Here is a 21,034-nt window from a genome sequence, read left to right on the forward strand (position 1 = left end):
TCTCCTGGTAATGCGTTTTACGAATGCTTGCCGGTCGCGGCCGTCGCGGCCAACTGCTCGTAGCGAGAAAGAATGGTGTTGATGCATCGAGCGACGACGTGGCAATGCGGTTTCGTCAGCATCGTCAAGTGGTCGCCCGGGACGACTTCCACGGCAACGCCGTCGCGGCCAAAATCGCGCCAGCCCCACGTGTCGTCGTGCTTCATGGCCACTGGGATGCCGTCGACGAAGTCGGCCAGCGTCTCGGTGGCGCGCACCAGGGTCAGATCAACAGGAACGGGCGGCAACTCGGGGCGGTAGCGCATTTGCGCCTGCGCCTTGTAGACGCCGACCAAGCCCCGGATCTCCCGGCGATCGGCATCCGGCGGAATGACGCCGGCGTCGATCAGGGCTTGCGCGAAGCGATCGAGCTTGTCCGACCAGTCGAGGCCTTCGAGCAAGTCGAGATTCAGATCCGCGGTCGTGCCAGAAAGCTGCCGCAGCATGGTGGCGATGGCGACCAGCCACTGCGTGTCGCTGCGTACGGCCATGGCAGACAGATCGCGATCGCCGGGCGCCGCGGCGTCCAGGATCACCACCACCACGTCGTGTCCCTGCCGCTTCAGCTGATGGGCCATCGCCAATGCTACCCAGCTGCCGAACGAGTGACCGCCGATGAAGTAAGGCCCGGTCGCCTGGAACGCCAGCAACGCGGCGATGTTTGCTTCGGCCAATTCCTCGACGCTGCCAAGCGGCGGTGTCCGCCCATCAAGGCCAGCAGCCTGGAAGCCATAGAACGGACGGCCGTGCTCGCCCAGTGCCCGCGCCAGCTCGCGCAAATAGACGACGCTGCCGCCGGTGCCTGGGACGCAGAAGAATGGCGCGTGCGAGCCGGCCGTCACGATCGGCACCAGCGGAGACCATGCCGCCAGACCGGCGTCGGCGGCGTCGAGGGCGGCCGCCAAGCTTCGGATCGTGGTGTCCTTGAGCAGCACATTCAACGAGAGCGTCTTGCCGACCGCCGACTTAATCATCGACATCAGGCGAACGCCGGTGAGCGAATCGCCGCCCAGGTCGAAGAAATCGTCGTCCACGCTCATCGATGCAAAGCCAAAAAGCTCGGTCCAGAGGTCGACGAGCAGGCGCTCGGACGCGCTGGTGGGAGCGACGATGTGGCCTGCCCCTGGCCGGCGGGGGCGAACCTTCGGGGCGACCTCGAGCGGCGTGTCCCACCCGGTGCGCCGGACCCATTGATCGAATCGCGCCGACAGGTCACTGGTCGAAATCAGCACGCGGCCCGGCGGCATCCGCGACAGCACGCGACGAAACGCCTCGGCACCCTGCAGCGGGGTCATCGACAGCTCGGCGGCGCCGGCGCGATCGGCAAACGACCACGCATCCCAATTGGTCGAGATCCAGGCGGTGCCATTCTGGCCGTTACGAGTTGCGGCAAAGGCGTCCATGTAGCGATTGGCTGCGCTGTACGCCGCAAAACCAAGTCCGCCCAGTTCGGCCGCGAGCGAAGAGACCAGCAGGCAGAAGTCGAGCGGCTGATCCTGCACGACGCGTTCGAGCACGCCCAGGCCATCGACCTTGGCCAGGAACTGTGTCGCCGAGGCCGCTTCGTCCAATGCCGAGACTGCGCACGTAAACGACGGGGCCGCGAGCGCACCAGCGGCGTGAAACACCCCATGCAGAGCGCCAAAGCGATGCCGGATGCTGTCGACGGCCGCGCGCATCTCCGACTCGATTGACACGTTGCCCGACACGACCAGGACCTCGGCGCCACGCTGTTGCAGGGCCTGGAGGCGGCGAATCCTGACGCTCGTGGCGTCGTCGTGGTTGTGCTGCTCCAGCCACGATGGCCACTGAGCCGGGTCAGGAAACGGCGATCGGGCCAGCAAGGCGATCCGGGCGTGGGCACTGGCGAACAGCTGCTCGGCGAGTTGCAACCCGACGTTCCCCAAGCCTCCGGTAATCAGGTAAACGCCGTGATCACGCAAAGCGGTTGGCGCGCCGGCATCCACGGTGACGTCGATGCGATTGAAACCCGGGACGAACCTTGTGCGACCGCGATACGCGACCTGGGGGTCGCTAGTGCCGCTCGCGATCTCGGCCAGCAAGACGGCTGGCGACGGGGTGCGCAGGTCGATGGTTCGCAGCGTCAGGCCGGGATGCTCTTGTGGAATGACCAGCGCCGGCCCCATCAGCAGCGCCGTGTCGGGACTGACGTCGCCAAGGCCGAAGACATCATGCAACCGGTCAGACACGACGATGATCTGGAGCGGCGCCTCGACCGGGCGTCGCGACAGCGCCTGCGACAGGCCGATCAAGCTGTCGTACCCCCACCGCCGCATCGTCACCGAATCGCCGGCGGGCTCGGCGTTCCACAGGTGCACAATCCTCTTGATTCCGTGCCGCGCGATCGTTGCGACGACCTCGTCATAGTCGGTGACGCCCTCGGCGGGCAGCGACAGCACCTGCTGACCCTGGCGTTCCACGAGGGCAATCAGGCCACGACCGAGCTCGCCGCCGTTGGTGAAGATCAGCCATGGCTCGGCTGAACGGTCGAGCGCGCCCCGACCGGCAGTGGGGGGCGACAGCGACGGGACCCAGGTCGGCAGGTAGAACCATTGGTCCAGCGGCAGCTTTTTGGTGCGGCTGCCCGCGGTGTCGGCGACGCGATCTGGGCCGGCGTCGGGAGGATTCACCCAGTGCCGCTCGCGCGCGAACGGGTAGAGCGGCATGGCCACCCGACGCCGACGCTCATGCGCAAAATACGCGGTCCAGTCCACCTCGCAGCCCGCCACCCACAGCTGAGCAAGGGCGTCGGCGACTTGATCGGCATCGCCCATTACCTGGAGGTCGGCCGCCTCACGCGCAACCGACATGGAGGTAACGGTCGTGGGTGCTCGCCCACCCGTCGCCTGCTGCCGAGCCAGCCTGGTCAAGGCCGCGCCCGGCCCGACTTCGAGCAACACGCGACCCTCGCCGGCCAGGTGACTGATGCCGTCGGCAAAGCGAACCGCCTGCCGCAGGTGCTTCACCCAGTAGGCCGGGCCGGTGACCTCGTCTCCTGCCCAGTCGCCAGTCACGTTGGAGATGAATGGGATGGCCGGTCGAGCGAAGGTGAACTGCCGCAGGACTTCTGCAAATGACGTCGCGACCGGGTCCATCATCGCTGAATGGAACGCGTGCGACGTGCGCAGCCGGCGGCATGCCAACCCCGTCGCAGCGAGCTGGCCGGCATATGCGTCGATGACCGGCGTCGGCCCGGACACGACGCACGATTGCGGCGCATTGATCGCTGCGATCGACACGCCCGCGGGCAGCCGTCCCTCCAGCAGGGCCGGCGCGGCGGCCACCGACAGCATCGCACCCTCGGGTTGCTGCCACATCAGGCGCCCGCGAGCGGCGACCAGCTTCAACGCGGCCGGCAGATCGAACACGCCACCCAGGCAGGCGGCGACATACTCGCCGATGCTGTGGCCGATCATCGCCACCGGCTGGATGCCCCACGACATCCACAATCGGGCCAGGGCGTACTCGGTCGCGAACAGCGCTGGCTGCGTCAGCCAGGTTTCGCCCAGCCGCAGTGATGCCGCGCCGCTCTGCGCCGCCGTGGGATAGAGGGCCTCGCGCAGGTCGATCGCCAGGTCCGGCGTCAGCAACTCCGCACAGCGGTCGATCGCGGCGCGATACACGGGCTCGTCGCGATACAGCTCACTACCCATGCCCGCGTACTGAGTGCCCTGCCCGGGGAACATAAACACGACTTCGGTGGCCGCGGCGACGCCCCGATGAACCCGGCGCGGATCGACCACGGCCGCCGCCGCATCGGCGCCGCTCCGGCAGGCGAACGCGCCCCGATAAGGCAGCGGGGCCCGGCCCACGGCCTGGGTGTAGGCCGCATCGGCAATCGCGGTCTCCGGATGGGCCGCGAAGAAGGCGGCCAGGTTGGCCTGCATCTCGCCGAGTGCGACTTCGCTGCGCGCCGAAAAGACGATTGCCTGCGCGCCACGCGACGGCAAAGCGGCCGGCGCGGAGGGCGCCTCTTCGAGAATGACATGCGCATTGGTGCCGCCGAGCCCGAACGAGCTGACGCCGGCGCGCCGCGGTCCGTCGGCCGATTCCCAGTCACGCAGCCGGTCGTTGACGAAGAACGCGCTGTCGGCGAAGGCGATGTCGCGATTGGGCGTCTCGAAATGGATGCTTGGCGGCAGCTGCCGATGCTGCAATGCCAAAGTGGTCTTGATCAGCCCGGCGATGCCGGCGGCGGTATCGAGGTGCCCGATGTTGGCCTTGACCGAACCGAGCGCGCAGTGCGGCGCGCCGTCCCGGCGGGGGCCGAACGCGCGGTTCAAGGCGGCCACTTCAGCCGGATCGCCCATCGGCGTGCCGGTGCCATGAGCCTCGACCGCGGTGATGCTCGCGGGATCGACCCCGGCCGCGGCATGGGCCGCTGCGATCACGCGCGCTTGCCCGTCCACACCCGGCGCGGTGAAGCCGACCTTCAACGAGCCGTCGTTGTTGATCGCCGACCCCTTGATGAGCGCGTAGATGGTGTCGCCGTCGGCGACCGCCCGGTCGGCGCGCTTCAACAGCACGATCCCGACGCCGCTGCCCCAGGTCGTGCCATTGGCGCGCGCGTCGAAAGGGCGGCAGTGGCCGTCGGGCGAGACGATCATTCCTTCCGAATAGAGATAGCCGGAACGCTGGGGAATCTTGACCGCCACGCCACCGGCCACCGCCATATCGGATTCGCCTGCGATAATGCTCCGGCACGCCATGTGTACGGCCACCAGTGACGATGAACAGGCGCTTTGGACGTTGACGCTGGGACCCCGCAGGTTGAGCAGGTACGAGGCGCGCGTCGCCAGGTAGTCACGGTCGTTGCCGATCAGCACCTGATAAATCGACAGCGGACTTTGCGTGTAGAGGTGCGGCAGCAGGTTGAAGATCAGGTAACGATCGTGACTGCAAGCCGCGAAGACGCCCACGTTGTCGTCGCCGACGCCGGCGCCGTAGCCGGCATGCTCCAACGCGTGCCAGGTGGTCTCGAGAAAAATGCGGTGCTGCGGATCCATCACTTCGGCTTCGGCGGGAGAAATCCCGAAGAAGGACGCGTCGAAGTGCGTCACGTCAGACAGGATGCCGTTGGCGCGCACGTAGTTCGGATCGGCAATCAGTTCAGGTTCGACGCCGGCGGCGAGGAGTTCCTCGTCCGTGAAGAACGTGATCGATTCACGGCCGTCGCGAAGGTTTCGCCAGAATGCGGCCAGGTCGTCGGCCCCGGGGAACCGGCCGGCCAGGCCGATGATGGCGATGTCGGTGCCCTCGGGTGACCCGGCCCTGGTGGGGCGCGGCACGACCGTGGCCGGGGCCGGGGCGATCCGGGCCGCCAACGTCCGCACCGTTGGATACTGAAACAGCTCGACGAGTGACAGGCGCGCGGCGACCGCCGTTTGCAGCCGCGCGTGCACACGGGTCATCAACAACGAATGGCCACCGAGGTCGAAAAAGTTGTCGTCGATGCCCACGCGATCGACGTGGAGAGCGGTCTTCCAGATCGCCGCAATCGCCTGTTCGGTACTGGTCCGCGGCGCCTGGTAGACCGCGTGCAGTTCACGTCGGCGCTCTTCGACGGCGGGCAGCGCCTGACGATCAACCTTGCCGTTGGCGGTGTGCGGCAGCGCCTCGAGAAAGACCACGGTTGCGGGAATCATGAACTCCGGCAGCCTGACCTTGAGAAACGCCCGCAACTCCTCGGCCCCGGGTCGCGCCGGACCTGCCGTCGCGATGTAGGCCACCAGTTGTTTGTCGCCAAGATGGTCGGGGCGCGCGACGACGACCGCCTGCCCGACGGCCTCGTGCCGGGACAACGCCGCCTCAATCTCGCCCAGCTCGATGCGGAACCCGCGGATCTTGACCTGGTTGTCGACCCGGCCAATGAACTCGATGTCGCCGGAGGAAAGTCTCCTGACAAGGTCACCCGTGCGGTAGAGCCGCGCGCCGCGTTGTCGTGACCACGGATCGGGGCGGTAGCGATCGGCCGTCAGGTCCGGCTGATTCAGGTAGCCTCGCGCCAGTCCCTCGCCACCAATGTAGAGCTCGCCGGGCACACCAATCGGCTGCGGCGAGAACTGCTCATCCAGGACATAAAGCTGCGTGTTGGCGATGGGCCGGCCGATCGGATCGAAGCCACCCGGCAACTCCTCGACGTCAGTCGGCGGCGCGCCACCAACGCGCCGGACGGCGGACCAGACGGTCGTCTCGGTTGGACCGTACAGGTTCCACAGTTCGTGACCCTGTCCGCGCAGTCGACGCGCGAGCTCGGCCGGCAGCGCCTCGCCGCCACAGGCGATGCGAATCGGCGTCTTCGGTTGCCAGCCGGCGTCCATCAACATGCGCCAGGTCGCCGGGGTGGCCTGCACGAAGGTCGCGCCATGGTCCTCAATTGCCCGGCCCAGTGCCTGCGGATCACCCGCCGTGGCGCGGTCAGCAATCACGACGCGGGCGCCGACGATCAACGGCAGGTACAGCTCGAGCGCCGCAATGTCGAACGAGATGGTGGTCAGCGCCAGCACCGTATCGGCCGCGCTCAGTCCCGGCTCGTCACGCATCGACCATAGGAAATTGACGAGGGCTCGATGCGAGATCTGCACGCCCTTCGGCTGCCCGGTCGATCCCGAGGTGTAGATGACATAGGCCAGGCCATCGGCCACGGGTTGGTCGGCCAACGGCTCGCCGGCCAGGCGATCGATCTCGGCCGCGGCGGCATCGATCGCAACGACCAGTGCGCGGCCCGCCGGCAGGTCGGCTGCCAGCGATTGCTGCGTGACGATCGCCACCGGTCCCGCGGCGTCGAGCATGCTGGCGATGCGACTCCTGGGATACGACGGGTCGATCGGCACGTAGGCGCCGCCAGCCTTCATGATGCCGAGCAGTCCGACCAGCAGATCGACGGAGCGGTCGAGCACCAGCGCCACCCGCGATTCCGGCGTGACGCCGCAGCCGCGGAGGTAGCGCGCCAGCCGATTGGCGCGCGTCACCAGTTCGCCGTAAGTCAGACTTTGATCGCCGGCTGTGACGGCAATTTTCTGCGGGTCGGCGGCCGCTTGCTCGTCAACCAACTCTGGAAGAGTCCGCGCGTCTGGCCATTCCCGGGGTACGGGGTTCCAGTGTACGAGCACCCGCTGGCGGGCGGCGTCGTCCATCAGCCGCAACCGCGACACCCGCGCGTCGGGCCTGGCAGCCAGGTCGCGCAACAGTTCCACGTAGTGCGTGGCGAGGCGCGCCACTGTCGCCGCGTCGAACAAATCGGCGTTGTAGAGCAGCACGCAAGAGAGCGTGTCGCCCGATTGGCCGATCGACAGGCTCAAATCGAACTTCGACGACACGGCCTCCTGGTCCATGGGCATCAGGGTGAGGCCGTGCATCCGCACGCCGTCGGCGGCATCGTCCTGCATGTCAAACGACACCTGGAACAGCGGGGCGTGACTCAGGTCGCGCGCCGGCTTGAGCGCGTCGACCACCTGCTCGAACGGCACATCCTGGTGGTCGTAGGCCGCCAGGCAGGTGTTTTTGACCCGACCGATCATCTCGCGGACACTCGGCTCGCAAGACAAGTCGACTCGCAGCACCAGCGTGTTGACGAACAGGCCAATCAGCGACTCCGTTTCGGGCCGCCGGTTGGCCACGGCTGTGCCCACCGACAGGTCGGTCTGCCCGCTGTAGCGGGACAGCACTGCTGCAAAACCCGCGAGCAGCGCCATGAACAGCGTCGCGTCACCCTCGCGACAGCAGGCCTGGAGCCGTCGGCTGAGCTCGGCGTCAATCACGAACGCATGGCCGCGGCCGCGGTACGTCTGCACCGCCGGACGAGGGTGATCAAGCGGTAGGCTCATCACCGCGGGCGCCCCACGCAGCGTGTGGCGCCAGAAATCGAGCTGCCGTTGCAATACGCCCGCCGACAGCCATTGGCGCTGCCAGTGTGCGTAGTCAGCGTATTGAATCGGCAGCTCAGCGAGCGGCGAGGGGCGGCCGGCGACATACGCCTCGTACAGCGCTGACAGCTCGCGGCTGAAGACCCCGAGCGACCAGCCGTCAGAGACGATGTGGTGCATCGTCACGAACAACACGTGGCTGGTGTCGCTGATTCGGTGCAGGCTGGCCCGAATCAGGACGTCGTTCTCGAGATCGAAGGACCGTTCGGCTTCTTCGCGCATCAGCCGCTGTTCGTGGCTCTGGCGGGCGGCGCCGGGGCCGGGCGGGGAATCGCGAAAGACAAACGGGCACCGCGCGTGCTCGCGAATCACGACCTGTGGTTCCTCGGCCGTCGCCACATAGTTGCTGCGGAGGACCGCGTGCCGGCGCACGATCTCGTCAAGGGCACGCCGGAGGGCTGGTTGGTCCAGGGGGCCTTCGAGTCGCGCGGACAGCGGCATGTTGTACGCCGGCGAGCGGCCTTCGAGCTGATCGAGAAACCACAACCGCTGCTGTGAAAAGGACAGGCGGAGGGGCTCATCCGCGGGCGACGGCGGGATGGGCTGGTGATCCGGCGACGCCGTGTTCTCAGCCGCGCGGCGGAGGTAATCGAGAATCTCGGCCTTTCGTTCCTGCACTTCGGCCGTCAACCCTGGTGTCAGGGTGCCTTTCGGCGCACGGAGCCGCAGCTGGTCGCCGTCGACGCGAATCTCCACGCGCAGGGCTCGCAGCTCCGCCAGCAGTTGGTCGATCACTCTCACAGCGCGACTTCCTCGACGTCGTGGCCGGCGGCCGCGTCGGGCCCACCCTGGCTCGCCGCCCACACCGTATTATCGACAAAGGCCGAGACCTGGCGAATGGTGGGCTGTCGAAACAGCAATGGCAGCGGCACGGATACGTTGAGCGCGGCGCGAATGCGGCCCACGACCTTCGCGGCCAGCAGCGAATGGCCGCCCAGCTCGAAGAAGCTGTCGTCGATGCCAACTTCGGGCAACTGGAAGACCTCCGACCAGATGCGGGCCATCCGTTCCTCGGTGGCCGTAACCGGGGGCACGTGTTGGTGCTGCGGTCTCGGGTCGGGCAGCGGCAACTGGCGACGCGCAACTTTGCCGTTGGGTGTCAGCGGAAACGCGGACATGACCGTCACGTGCGTCGGAATCATGTACGCCGGCAGCGACTGGCCCAACCACGTGCGTAACGCCTGGTCATCGATCTCGACGCCGCCGACGGTGACAAGGTAGCCGATCAGTTCGTTCTCGCCATGGCTGGCGGTCCGCGCGATGACCACGGCTTGCGCCACGTCGGGATGGCGGCTGAGCGCGGCCTCGACTTCGCCTAACTCGATCCGGAAGCCACGGACCTTGACCTGCGAGTCGAGGCGTCCCAGAAACACCAGGGAGCCGTCGGCTCGGAAGCGGACGAGGTCGCCGGTGCGGTAGAGCCGGCCGCCGGGCGTGGCGCCGAACGGGTCCGGCACGAACCGTTCTGCCGTCAGGTCGCCGCGGCCGACATAGCCGTTGGCGACCCCGTCTCCCCCGATTAACAGCTCGCCGCCCACGCCGATCGGCACCGGGTTCATCCGTCGGTCGACGACATATGTCTGCGTGTTCGCAATCGGTTTGCCAATCGGCTCGGTGGCTTCGAACGGCGCCTCGTTCGACACCTGGTGCACGGTCGACCAGATCGTCGTCTCGGTTGGACCGTAGACATTCCACAGTTCGACACCGGTCGCCAACAACTGCGCGGCCAAATCACGCGGCAGCGCTTCGCCGCCACAGAGGGCCCGGGTCAGCGGGGCGCCCGGCCACTGGGCCTCGAGCAGCAGGCGCCAGGTCACCGGCGTCGCCTGCATGATGGTCGCACCGGTCCGTTGCATCTCGCCGAGCAGGGCCGCGCCGTCACGCGCCATGTCCCGCGACGCGATCACGACCGTGGCGCCGGTCACCAGCGGCAGGAACAGTTCCAGTGCCGCGATGTCGAAGGAGATGGTCGTGACCGCCAGCATGACATCGTGTTCGGACAGCCCGGGCCGTTCCTGCATGGAGAGCAGCAGGTTCACGAGCGCCGCCCCCGAGACCGCCACGCCTTTCGGTGTGCCGGTGGAACCGGACGTGTAGATCACGTAGGCGGGACTGGTCGGGTGCGCCGGCCGTTCCAGGTTGTCGCCGCCCAACCCGGCGTGGCCGCCCTCATCGTCGATGCAGAGCACGCGCGCACCGGATTTCGGGACCGACTCGACCAGCGCCCGCTCTGTCAGCACGAGCGCTACCTGGGCGTCGCTCAGCATGTGACGAAGTCGTTCCGACGGAAACATCGGGTCCATCGGAACATATGCAGCCCCGGCCTTGGTGACGGCCAACAGGCCGATCAACATGTCGAGCGAACGCTCCATAAACAGTCCCACCGTGCTGCCGTCAGCAACGCCGGCCGCGCGCAACCGGCGGGCCAGCTGGTTGGCACGGTGGTTCAACTGTTCGTAGGTCAGGGTGGTGTCGCCGAAGATCGCGGCGACGCTGGCGGGCGTCGTCCGGACCTGCGTTTCGAACAGTGCGGCCAGCGTGTGAGCGCGACCGGCGGGCCGCGTCTGCGTGTTGTTCCACTCGTGCACAAGTCGATGCCGCTCGGCCGCCGCCATCATCTCCCAGTCGGCGACGCTGACGCGCGGATCAGCGACGAGCCTTTCGAGCAGGCGGCCCAGATGCGACAGCATGCCGTCGATCGACGGCCGATCAAAACGCGATTCGTCGTAGGCAATTCGCAGCGGCAGGCACTCCGCGGGAGCGACCATCAGCGTGATCGGCAAGTTGGTCTGCTCGCGCAGTTCGAAGTCGCGCACGGTGAAGGGACCACCGGCCTGACCCAGCGCTTCGTCCATCGGGTAGTTCTCGAACACCACCGCGCTCTCGAACAGCGGGTCGGGCGCCGGCACCTGGCTCCAGCGTTGAATGTCGGCCAGCGGCGCATACGCAAACGCGTCGCGGGCGACCTGCTCGTCCTGGAGCCTGGCGAGAAGCGCCACGACCGGCTCGCTGTCGGCCAGCGTGACGCGGACCGGCAGCGTGTTGATGAACAGGCCAATCATCGAATCGATATTGGCGATGTCGGGCGGCCGGCCGGACACGACCGCGCCAAACACGATGTCGGCGGCGCCGGCGTAGCGGCCGAGCAACACCGCCCACGCCGCCTGGATCAGCACGCTCAGCGTGACGCGGCGTTGTTGCGCCAGCTGGTGCAGCGCGCGCGTCGTCTCGGCCGACAGCGTCAGCGCGGCGGTGGGGAAACGGCGCGACTCGCCGGCGGCCGCACCGACGCGGTCGATGCCGAGGCGCGTCGGCGCCGTGAAACCAGCGAGGTTCGCGCGCCAGAACGACTCGGCCGCAACGTGGTCCTGCTGTGACAACCAGTGCAGGTAATCGCGGAAGGGCCGTCCGGCATGGGGAGCAATCGCCCGCCCGGAGAGCAGGCCTTGATAGATCGCGAGCGCTTCGGTGAGCAGGATTGGCAGGCACCAGCCGTCGGTTAACAGGTGGTGATGGGTCCAGACGAACTGCCAGCCCGTCGCCTCGATGCGAATCAGCGCGCACCGCATCAGTGGCGGCTGATCAATCGCAAATCCCCGCAGCCGGTCGGCCTCCAGCAGCTCGGCGAGTCGATCAGCGCGCTGCGACTCGGACACCCCACGCCAGTCGGACACCTGCCAGGGCAACTCGGCCCCCTCGAGCACGACTTGCAGGGGATCGTCGCCGTCGATGGCGATAAACGCCGTGCGCAACGCCGGGTGACGATCGAGGACCAGTTGCCACGAGCCTTGAAACAGATCCGGGCGCAGGTCGCCCTCGAGGCGGCACGACAACTGGATGACATCTACACCCGTGTGCTGCTCGAACTGGGCGTGGAACAGCATGCCGAGCTGCATTGGTGCGAGTGGATAGGCGTCCTCGACGCCGCGTCCCCAGCGCGCGAACAGCGTCTCGAGTGTGTCGTCGGCCAGCCGGCAGAGCGCGAAGTCGGAGGCGGTGTATCCGCCGTGCCGTGAATCGGCGCAGTGGTCGATCAGTTGTTCGAGCTCGCGAATGAAGTCGGCAGCGAGCGCGGCGATGGTCTCCCGGCGATGCAGATGGGTGCTGAAGCTCCAGCTCAACTCCAACGTCGAATCGTTCAGGACGCTGTTGATCTCGAGCGGGTAGCGACGCTGGCCGGCTTCGCTCTGGTTGGCGCCCGTCGATTCTGGCGCGAGCCCGGTAAAGACGTCATTGCGGCCCTGGCTGTCGAAACGGCCCAGGTAGTTGAAGACCACTTCAGCGACAGACTCGCAGCCGGCGATCCCGTCGGCCGGTTGCAGGTACTTGAGCAGCCCGAAGCGCATGCCGCGCAGCGGCACCGCGCGCAAGCGCTCCTTGACCCGCTTGAGCGTGTCGCCGGGGCCCTCGCCGGACGCGCGCGACAGCACCACCGGGAAGAACGACGTGAACACCCCGACCGTCCGCGAGACATCGACATCGTCGAACAGTTCCTCGCGGCCGTGCCCTTCGAGCATGATTCGGAGGTCGTCGCCGCCGGTCCAGTTCGCCATGCTGCGGGTCAGCGCGGTCAGCAGCACGTCGTTAATCTGCGTGCGGTAGGCGCCGGGAACACGGGTCAGCAGTGCCTGCGTCATCGCCGCCGGCAACTGGACGACCACCTCGTCGGCGGAGGCGCAGGTGTTGTCGGAGAGGTCGCGTCCGTAATCGCGCGGCAGCGGCGTGATGGGAGTGTCGATCACGTCGCGCCACCAGCTGGCTTCGGCAGACACCTCCGCGGTCGCGGCATACTCATGCAGTCGCTCGGCCCAGCGCCGGAACGAAGTGGTCTTCTCCGGCAACCGCACGGTGTCGCCGCAGCGCAACTGCCCGTAGACGAGTGCGAAATCCTCGATCAGGATCCGCCACGACACACCGTCTACGACCAGGTGATGGATCACCAGCAGCAGGCGATCGGGCTCGCCCGAGGCCATCCGGTAGAGCACGCTTCGGATCAACGGACCGGCGCTCAAATGGAGGCTGCGCTGCTGCCGGTCGGCGTCGGCAGTCAGCACCAGGCTCGCCTCCGGTGCCGCGACGCCGGACAGGTCGCACACGGTGAACGGCACCGCGACGCCACCTCCGTCGATGCGGGCGGTCGGTAGCCCGCCGTCGAGGTCAATGCGCGTTCGCAGGCCATCGTGATGCAGCATCAGGTGATGCAGTGATTGCTCGACCAGCCCGGGATCCAGGCGCGACTCGGTCATGAGCAAGACGGCCTGGTTGCAGTGGTGCGGGTCGGACGGCGAACCGTCGAAGAACCACCGCTGAATCGGCGTCAAGGGCACGGGCCCGGTCACGAGACCTTGTTCCGCCGGGGCCGTCCGCCGGTCGGGCGCGACCCGCGCCAGTTCCGCGATCGTCTGTTGCTCGAACAGCTGCTTGACGGTGAGCCCCAACCCGGCGCGGTTGGCCCGGCTGATGATCTGAATGCTGAGGATCGAGTCGCCGCCCAGTTCAAAGAAGTTGTCGTGGACGCCGACGGCGGCAACGCCCAGCACCTCGCGCCAGATCCCGGCCAACAGGTGCTCGGTCGGCGTACGCGGCGCCGTGAAGCTGCCGGCGACCTCTTGAATGCCCGCGGCCGCCAGCGCGCGGCGATCGACTTTTCCGTTGACCGTGAGCGGCAGCTCGTCGAGGAAGATGAAGGCCGCCGGCACCATGTAGGCGGGCAGCCTGGTCTTGAGGTGCGCTTGCAACTCGACACCAGAGGGCGCCGGCGCGCCGTCACCAACGCAGTACGCGGCCAGGCGCTTGGCGCCGGTCGCCGCGTCCAGATGAACGACGACCGCCGAGGCCCGAATGCCGGCGTGCTGGTCGAGCGCGGCCTCGATGTCACCCAACTCGATGCGGAAGCCGCGGATCTTGACCTGATGGTCCTGGCGACCGATGAACAGCAGATCGCCGTCGGCGCGCCGTGTGACGAGGTCGCCGGTCCGATACAGCCGCCGGCCTGGTTCCGCCGCGAACGGGTCCGGAACGAACTTCTCCGCCGTCGCGTCCGGGCGCCCGAGATATCCGCGCGCGACCTGGCCGCCGCCAATATAGAGCTCGCCGGTCACGCCCGGCGGCACCGGCTCAAGAGCGCGATCGAGCACGTATAGCCGGCAGCCGGGGACGGCCGTGCCAATCGTCGGTGCCTCGGCGGTATCGCAATCAACGCGCGACACCGAACTCCACCAGGTCGCTTCGGTCGGTCCGTACTCGTTGTGCAATGCTGCCTGCGGCGCCATCTCGGCATGACGTGCCACCAGCGGCCGGGCCAGCGTGTCACCACCCACCACCACGGTGCGCAAACCGGCCAGACGATCGCGGTCCGCCGCATCCAGGATCGCTCCGTAGATCGCCGGGGTCGTGATCAAGTGGGAGCAACGGCCGTCCGCCAGCTGACGCACAACCTCCTGTGGATGCAGTGCGGCATCGTCCCCGCCGAGGACCAGGCAGGCACCCTGGCAGAGCGCCCACCACACCGCACCATTGCCCGCATCAAATGAGAACGACAGCGTTGAACACAAGCGCGCCATCGGGTCGGCGTAGTATCCGGCCCTGGCGCTGACTGCCCGGGCCAGATTGTCGTGAGTGACGGCGACACCCTTGGGGCGGCCCGTCGACCCGGACGTGTAGATGATGTAGGCGGCGTGGTCGTGACCAATCGCCGGGGTGGGGTCCGCCAGCGCGTCGGCGCGTTCCCGAAGCTCATCGACGAACAGCGTCTGCGCCGTCGTCGCCGGCAGTTCAGGCCCAAGCGATCGGTTGGTGACGATGACCGGCATGCGCGTTTCGCCGATCATGTGCAGCAGCCGCGCCGGCGGCGCCGACACCTCCAATGGCACATAGCAGCCGCCGGCCTTGAGGACCGCGAGCAAGGCCGCCACCGCATCGACGCTGCGGTTCAAGTAGATGCCGACGGCGACTTCCGGCCCTACCCCACGTGATCCCAGCTCGGCAGCCAGCTGGTTGGCGCGGACGTTGAGTGCGGCGTAGGAGATGGTGGTCTCGCCCACCTGCAACGCCGGCGCGCCTGGGGTCCGTCGCACGTGTGCCTCGAAGTGGCGCGTCACGGTCGGCTGGGCCGCGGCCGGCGCTGTGGCGGTGTTGACAGCGGCCAGCACAAGACGACGCTCGTCGTCGCCGAGCATGCGGAGTTGTTGCACGCGTTTGTCCGGCTGGTCGACCATCGACGCCAGCACGTTGCGGAAGTGTCCCGTCATGCGGTCGATCGTCGAATCGTCGAAGAGGTCGGTGTCGTACTCGATCAGCCCCGCCAGGCCATCGGCGGTCGGTTCGACCGACATCGTGAAGTCGAACTTCGCGGCCACCGCGCGCGCCGGGATCGGCGAAATGGCGAGCGCCGTCTGCGTCAGGTCCGGAGCCGGCGCATTCTGCAGGACGAACATGACCTGGAAGATCGGCGCGTGGCCCAGGTGCCGCTCGGGCCGCAGGGCCTCGACCAGCTGGTCGAATGGCACATCCTGATGGGCATAGGCGGCAACCGCGGTCTGGCGCACCCGCGCAAGCAACTCGCGCACGGACGGATCGCCCGACAGGTCGATGCGAAGCGGCAGCGTGTTGACGAAGAAGCCGATCAACGACTCGAGTTCGGGTCGCACCCGGTTGGCCACCGGCGAACCGATCACGACGTCGGTCGCCCCGCTGTAGCGATGCAGGAATACCGAGTAACCGGCCAGCAGCGTCATGAACAACGTGGCCCCCGACTGGCGGCTGAGGGCCTCGAGCCGGTCGGAGAGGGCTCGTTCGATGTGGAACGGCCGCACGCGGCCGCGATGTCGTTGCAACGCCGGGCGAGGCCGATCGGTGGGCAGTTCGAGCAACGCCGGCGCTCCCGCCAGTGCGCCGCGCCAGAACTCCCGCTGGCTGTCGATTGCCGCATCGGCGAGCCAGGTTCGCTGCCAGGCTGCGTAATCGAGGTACTGGATCGTGAGCGCGGGCAACGGCGCCGCCTGGCCACCCTCATGGCCCGCGTAGATCGCAGACAATTCGTGGATCAACACACCCATCGACCACTCGTCAGAGACGATGTGGTGGATCGACATCAGCAGGACGTGGGTGTGGCGGTCCCGGCGTATCAGCGTCGCACGAAGCAAGCGGTCCCGAGCCAGGTCGAAGGGACGGCCGACCTCCGCCGTCATCCAGTTTTCGATCTCCAGCGCCTGACTATCGGGGTCGAGCGCTTCGAGATCGACGACGGCGATCGGGAAGTCGTCGGCCGTTGAGACCACGGCCACCGGGTTTCCGTCGCGTTCCACGAACGTGGTTCGCAGGACCTCGTGGCGGCGGATTACCTGGCGGAACGCCGCTTCCAGACTCGCGACGTTCAACTCACCGGCCAGCTGCACCGCACCAAACAGGTTGTAGGTGGTATCGCGCCCCTGGAGCCGGTCCAGGAACCACAATCGCCTCTGGGCGAACGACAGCGGCAGGGCCGGCGTGGTGCGGTCGATCGGCACGATCGGCCGCAGCAGCGGCCGGCGGTCGGTGGCGCCGGCCGCCACCCGCGCGGCCAGTTCGCCAAGCTGCGGAGCCTCGAACAGGGCGTGAATCGGCAGCTCGATGGCGCAGCGCTCGCGGATCCGCGAGATCAGCTGCATGGCCAGCAGCGAATGGCCTCCGAGCGCGAAGAAGTTGTCGGTCATGCCGACCCGCGGGACGTCGAGGACCTCGGTCCAGATGTCGGCCAATTGGCGCTCGAGGTCGGTTCGCGGCGCGACATACCGTTCCTCGGCCACGAGCGTCTCCGGCGCCGGCAGCGCGGCCCGATTGACCTTGCCGTTCGGCGTCAGTGGGAAGCTCTCCAGGCACATGAAGCTCGACGGCATCATGTAGGCCGGCAAGCGCGCGGCCAGCCTCTTGCGAACCTCAGAGACCACTTGCCGATCGCCGGCACTGCGCGCCGGGTCGTTGGCGTACTCGCGCCACGGCCGCGCGGCCGCCTCGCCGCTCGCCAGCAGGGAATGGACCCGCGCCGCGGTGTCCCCATCGGTGCCACGGTGAAACAGGACCTCGAGGCGGCCGTCCGACGCGGCGGCCGACCAGCGGATGGACACGTCATACCCGGCGGCTTCCCCAAGCTGCCACGCCTCCATCGGGTCGATGTCGCGGGACCTGGCCGAGGCGAGCCGCGATCGCAATTCGCCGACCGAACCGGTCGCCGACGGGTCAGACAGCCACTCGAGCAGCGCAAGTTCCGCGGCCAGACGCTGGTTCGCGAGGTGCTCGACGAGTATCGTGCCCGGCGCCGCAGGCGATGCCAGCAGCCGGCGCAGGCCTTCCGGGTCGAGGCCGGCGGCCTCGGCATTCGTGCGAACGACCGGGGGGCAACGCGTGTCAACGCGCGGGCCCACGGTCAGGACCACGTCGTAGCGAAACTTGCTCATCTCGGTGGCCGCGCGGTGGCGCTTGACCTGGATGGCGGCCTGGCTCAGGCGCGGCAGTTGCGAGGCCAGCGCGCTGAAGAACTCCGGACTGATCAGCAACTCCTCTTCGCGGCGGGTGGCCACGGCGACGCGCCGGCTCAGCTCATCGCGCGAGCAGTCGTCCGACGCGCGGTGGAACTCAACCGATGCCAGAAACAACGGTTCGAGCGGCAGCGAGCGAACGTCACCGACGAAAATCGTCCCCCCGTCCGCCAGCGCGTCGATTGCCACCTTCAGGACGTCGACGAGGTAGTCGACCGTCGGAAAGTATTGAATGACCGAGTTGAGGATGACGGTGTCGAAGGCTTCACGGTCGTCTTCGTCTCGCGCGGTGGCCTCGCGACAACTGAGTGCCACGTTCCGGAGGCCCTGCCGGGCTACCGCCTCCCGCAACCGTGCAATGACCAGCTCGGAGATGTCGGAGCCGAGGTACGACGCCACGTGCGGGGCTATGCGATGCAGCAGCATACCGGTGCCACACCCGATCTCCAGCACACGACGGGGCGCGAGCGAGAGAATGCGCGTCACCGTTTCGTCCAACCACGGCTGCATGTCGCTGGCCGGCAGCGGTTGCCCGGTGTAGCTGCTGATCCAGCCGGTCGGGTCGAACCGCTCGTCCCGGTTCTCTCCGCCATCCTGGTAGACCGCGTTCCAGGCCGAACGCCATCGTTCCACCTGTCCGGTCGACACCGGGTCGGTCGCGTCCTGACGGCTGTCGCTCGCCGGTTCCCGGTGCAGATACGCGACCAGTTGCGGCCGACCCGGCTGGTCTTCCCGGTACATGACAACGGAGCTCGTGACCGACGGATGCTCGTCGATCACGGCTTCGATCTCGCCCAATTCGATGCGGAAGCCGCGGAGCTTGATCTGGTTGTCGATGCGGCCAATGAACTCGATGGTGCCATCCGCGCGATAGCGGCAGAGGTCGCCGGTCTTGTACATCCGCTCGCCGTTGGCCGCGAACGGATTCGGCACGAACACCTCGGCCGTCAGGTCGGGGCGGCGGTTGTAGCCGCGCGCCAGGCCATCGCCCGCGAGATAAAACGCGCCGGCGACACCGACCGGCACCGGTTGCAGTCCCCGGTCCAGGATGTAGGCCTGCGTATTCGCGATCGGACGTCCGATCGACACCTTCGCGTCACGGGTGCGGTCCAGCGCATCCAGGGCCTCGACCTTCGACGCGGTGGACCAGACCGTGGTCTCGGTCGGGCCGTAGAGGTTCCACAGTTCCAGGCCCTTGTCGCGCAGTTGCAGCGCCAGTTCGTGAGACAGGGCTTCGCCGCCGCAGAATCCGCGCGTCAGCGGCGCCCCGTTCCAGTTGGTGGCAAGCAGCATCTGCCACGTGGCCGGGGTGGCCTGCATGACGGTGGCACCCGAGCGTTGCAGCGCCCCAAGCAGGCTGAATCCATCGGCCGCTGTCTCTTGCGAGATCACCTCGACGCGGGCGCCAGCGAGCAACGGCAGGAACAGCTCGAGCGCCGCGATATCGAAGGAGATCGTGGTCACGGCCAACAGCACATCGGTGCGCTGCAGGCCGGGTGCGCGCAGCATCGAGGTCAGGAAGTTCGCGAGCGCACCGTGCGTGATCTGGACACCCTTCGGGGTACCGGTCGAGCCCGAGGTGTAGATCACATACGCGAGATGATCCGGCCGCGCGATGGCGCGCTCAGCCGGCACCGGCGCTCCGGCGATCCGATCCCAATCGGCATCCAGGCAAACGCGGACCGCCGCGCTCTCAGGCAGCACGTCCGCCGTCGCCGTCGTCGTGACGATCACGGACAGGCCGGCGTTCTCGGCCATCAAGGCCAGCCGCTCGGCCGGGAACGCGGGATCCATTGGCACATAGGCGCCGCCCGCTTTGAGAATGCCCAGCAGGCCAACCACCGTGTCGGCGGATCGCGGCAGGCACAGCCCAACGAGCCGCTCCGGACCGATGCCGATCGACCTCAAGTACGCCGCCAGGTGGTTCGCGCGTGTGTTCAGCGTCTCGTAGGTCAGCTGCTCCTGTTCGCACGACAACGCGATTCGTGCCGGGTCGCGCGCGGCCTGTGCCTCGAACAACTGGACGATGGTGTCTGTCCCCGGTCCTTCTTGCCGCGTGTCGTTCCAACGCACCACCAGCAGATCGCGTTCGCGGTCCGACAGGATGGGCAGCCGCGACACCGCGCTGCCCGGGTTGGCGACCATGCCGTCGAGGACCGTTTGATAGTGGGCGACGACGCCGTCGATAGTGTCGGCGTCGAAGAGGTCGGTGTTGTATTCGAGCTCCCCTTCGAGGACGCCGGCCCGCTCGCGCAGCTTGAACGTCATGTCGAACATCGACGTGCCGGCGTCGACTTCAATCTCCTCGAGCGTCACCCCCGGCAGCCGCACCTCGTCCAACGGCGCGTTCTGCAGGATGAACATGACCTGGAAGATCGGCGAGAACCCGAGGTGCCGCGTCGGCTGAAGCACCTCCACCAGCCGTTCGAACGGCACGTCCTGATGGCGAAACGCGCCGATCGCCTCGACCTTGACGCGCTCAATCAATTCCCGCACCGACGGGTCGCCGGCAAACTCCATTCTGAGCGCCAGGGTGTTGACGAAGAAGCCGATCAACGGCTCCAGCTCTTTCCGGCCGCGGTTGGCGACCGGCGTGCCGACGACGAATGAATCCTGCTGGCTGTAGCGCCACAACACCGTGGCGAACGCGGCCGACAACACCATGAACAGGGTCGCGTCACAACTGCGGCCCAGTGCTTTCGCCGCGTGCAGGCGACTGCCATCGATCGTGAAATGGCGCGTAGTACCGCGGAAGGTCTGCACGGCCGGTCTCGGCCGGTCGGTCGGCAGCGCCAGCAGCGCCGGCACGTCGGCGAGGCGTTGGCGCCAGTAGTCCACCTGGGGGTCGAGCGACGCGCCGGAGGCCCGTAGCTGTTGCCAGTGCGCGAAGTCGGCGTACTGAATCGGCAGGTCAGCCAGCGCGCCGGCGACCCCACCCGCCCGCGCCGTGTAGAGCGCGAGCATCTCCTTCACGATCACGCCGAGCGACCAGCCGTCGGAGACGATGTGATGCATGTTGATCAGCATCACGTGGTCGCGCTGGTCGCAGCGGAGGATCTCGATTCGCAACAGGCGGTCTCGGCCGAGGTCGAAGGGCCGCTGCGCGTGCAACTGCGCCCGGCGAGCAATCTCGGCTTCGCGCCCAGCCGCATCCACGAATGACAAGTCGACGAACGACAGGTAACCCGCGGTGTCGTCGTGAACCACCGCCACTGGCCTGCCGGCGGCCTGGGTGAAGGTGGTCCGCAACGATTCATGGCGGCGCACGATTTCGGTGAGCGCCCATTCCAGAGAGTCGAGCTCCAGGTCGCCCCGCAACCGGAACGCGCTCGGCATGTTGTAGGTCGCGTTCGGTCCTTCCAGTTGGTTCAGGAACCACAACCGTTGCTGGGCGAACGATAGCGCCGGCGGAGCATCCGCCGGCCGGCGCGGAATCTGTTCCTCCGCGACCGGTGCCGTCGCGCCGAGAAGCTTCTGCAGCAGGGCCCGCTTGGCCGGCGACAGCGAACCCAACCGGGTGGGCAGGTCAGTCAT

2 protein-coding genes are annotated in these 21,034 nt (G+C 67.6%); both read right to left on the bottom strand.

The features are described 5' to 3' along the window. Window positions 1-17: 17 nt before the first annotated feature. Entirely contained in the window at window positions 18-8,726 is an 8,709-nt protein-coding gene (locus Q8T13_10995; GenBank protein ID MDP3718280.1) for an amino acid adenylation domain-containing protein, read from the bottom strand. Next, window positions 8,723-21,034: an amino acid adenylation domain-containing protein gene (locus Q8T13_11000; GenBank protein ID MDP3718281.1), complete on the bottom strand. Its 12,312-nt coding sequence runs from the start codon at window positions 21,032-21,034 to the stop codon at window positions 8,723-8,725. Before Q8T13_11000 ends, Q8T13_10995 begins: the two co-directional genes overlap by 4 nt.

Source organism: Acidobacteriota bacterium (assembly GCA_030697165.1).
Lineage (GTDB): Bacteria > Acidobacteriota > Vicinamibacteria > Vicinamibacterales > UBA2999 > 12-FULL-67-14b.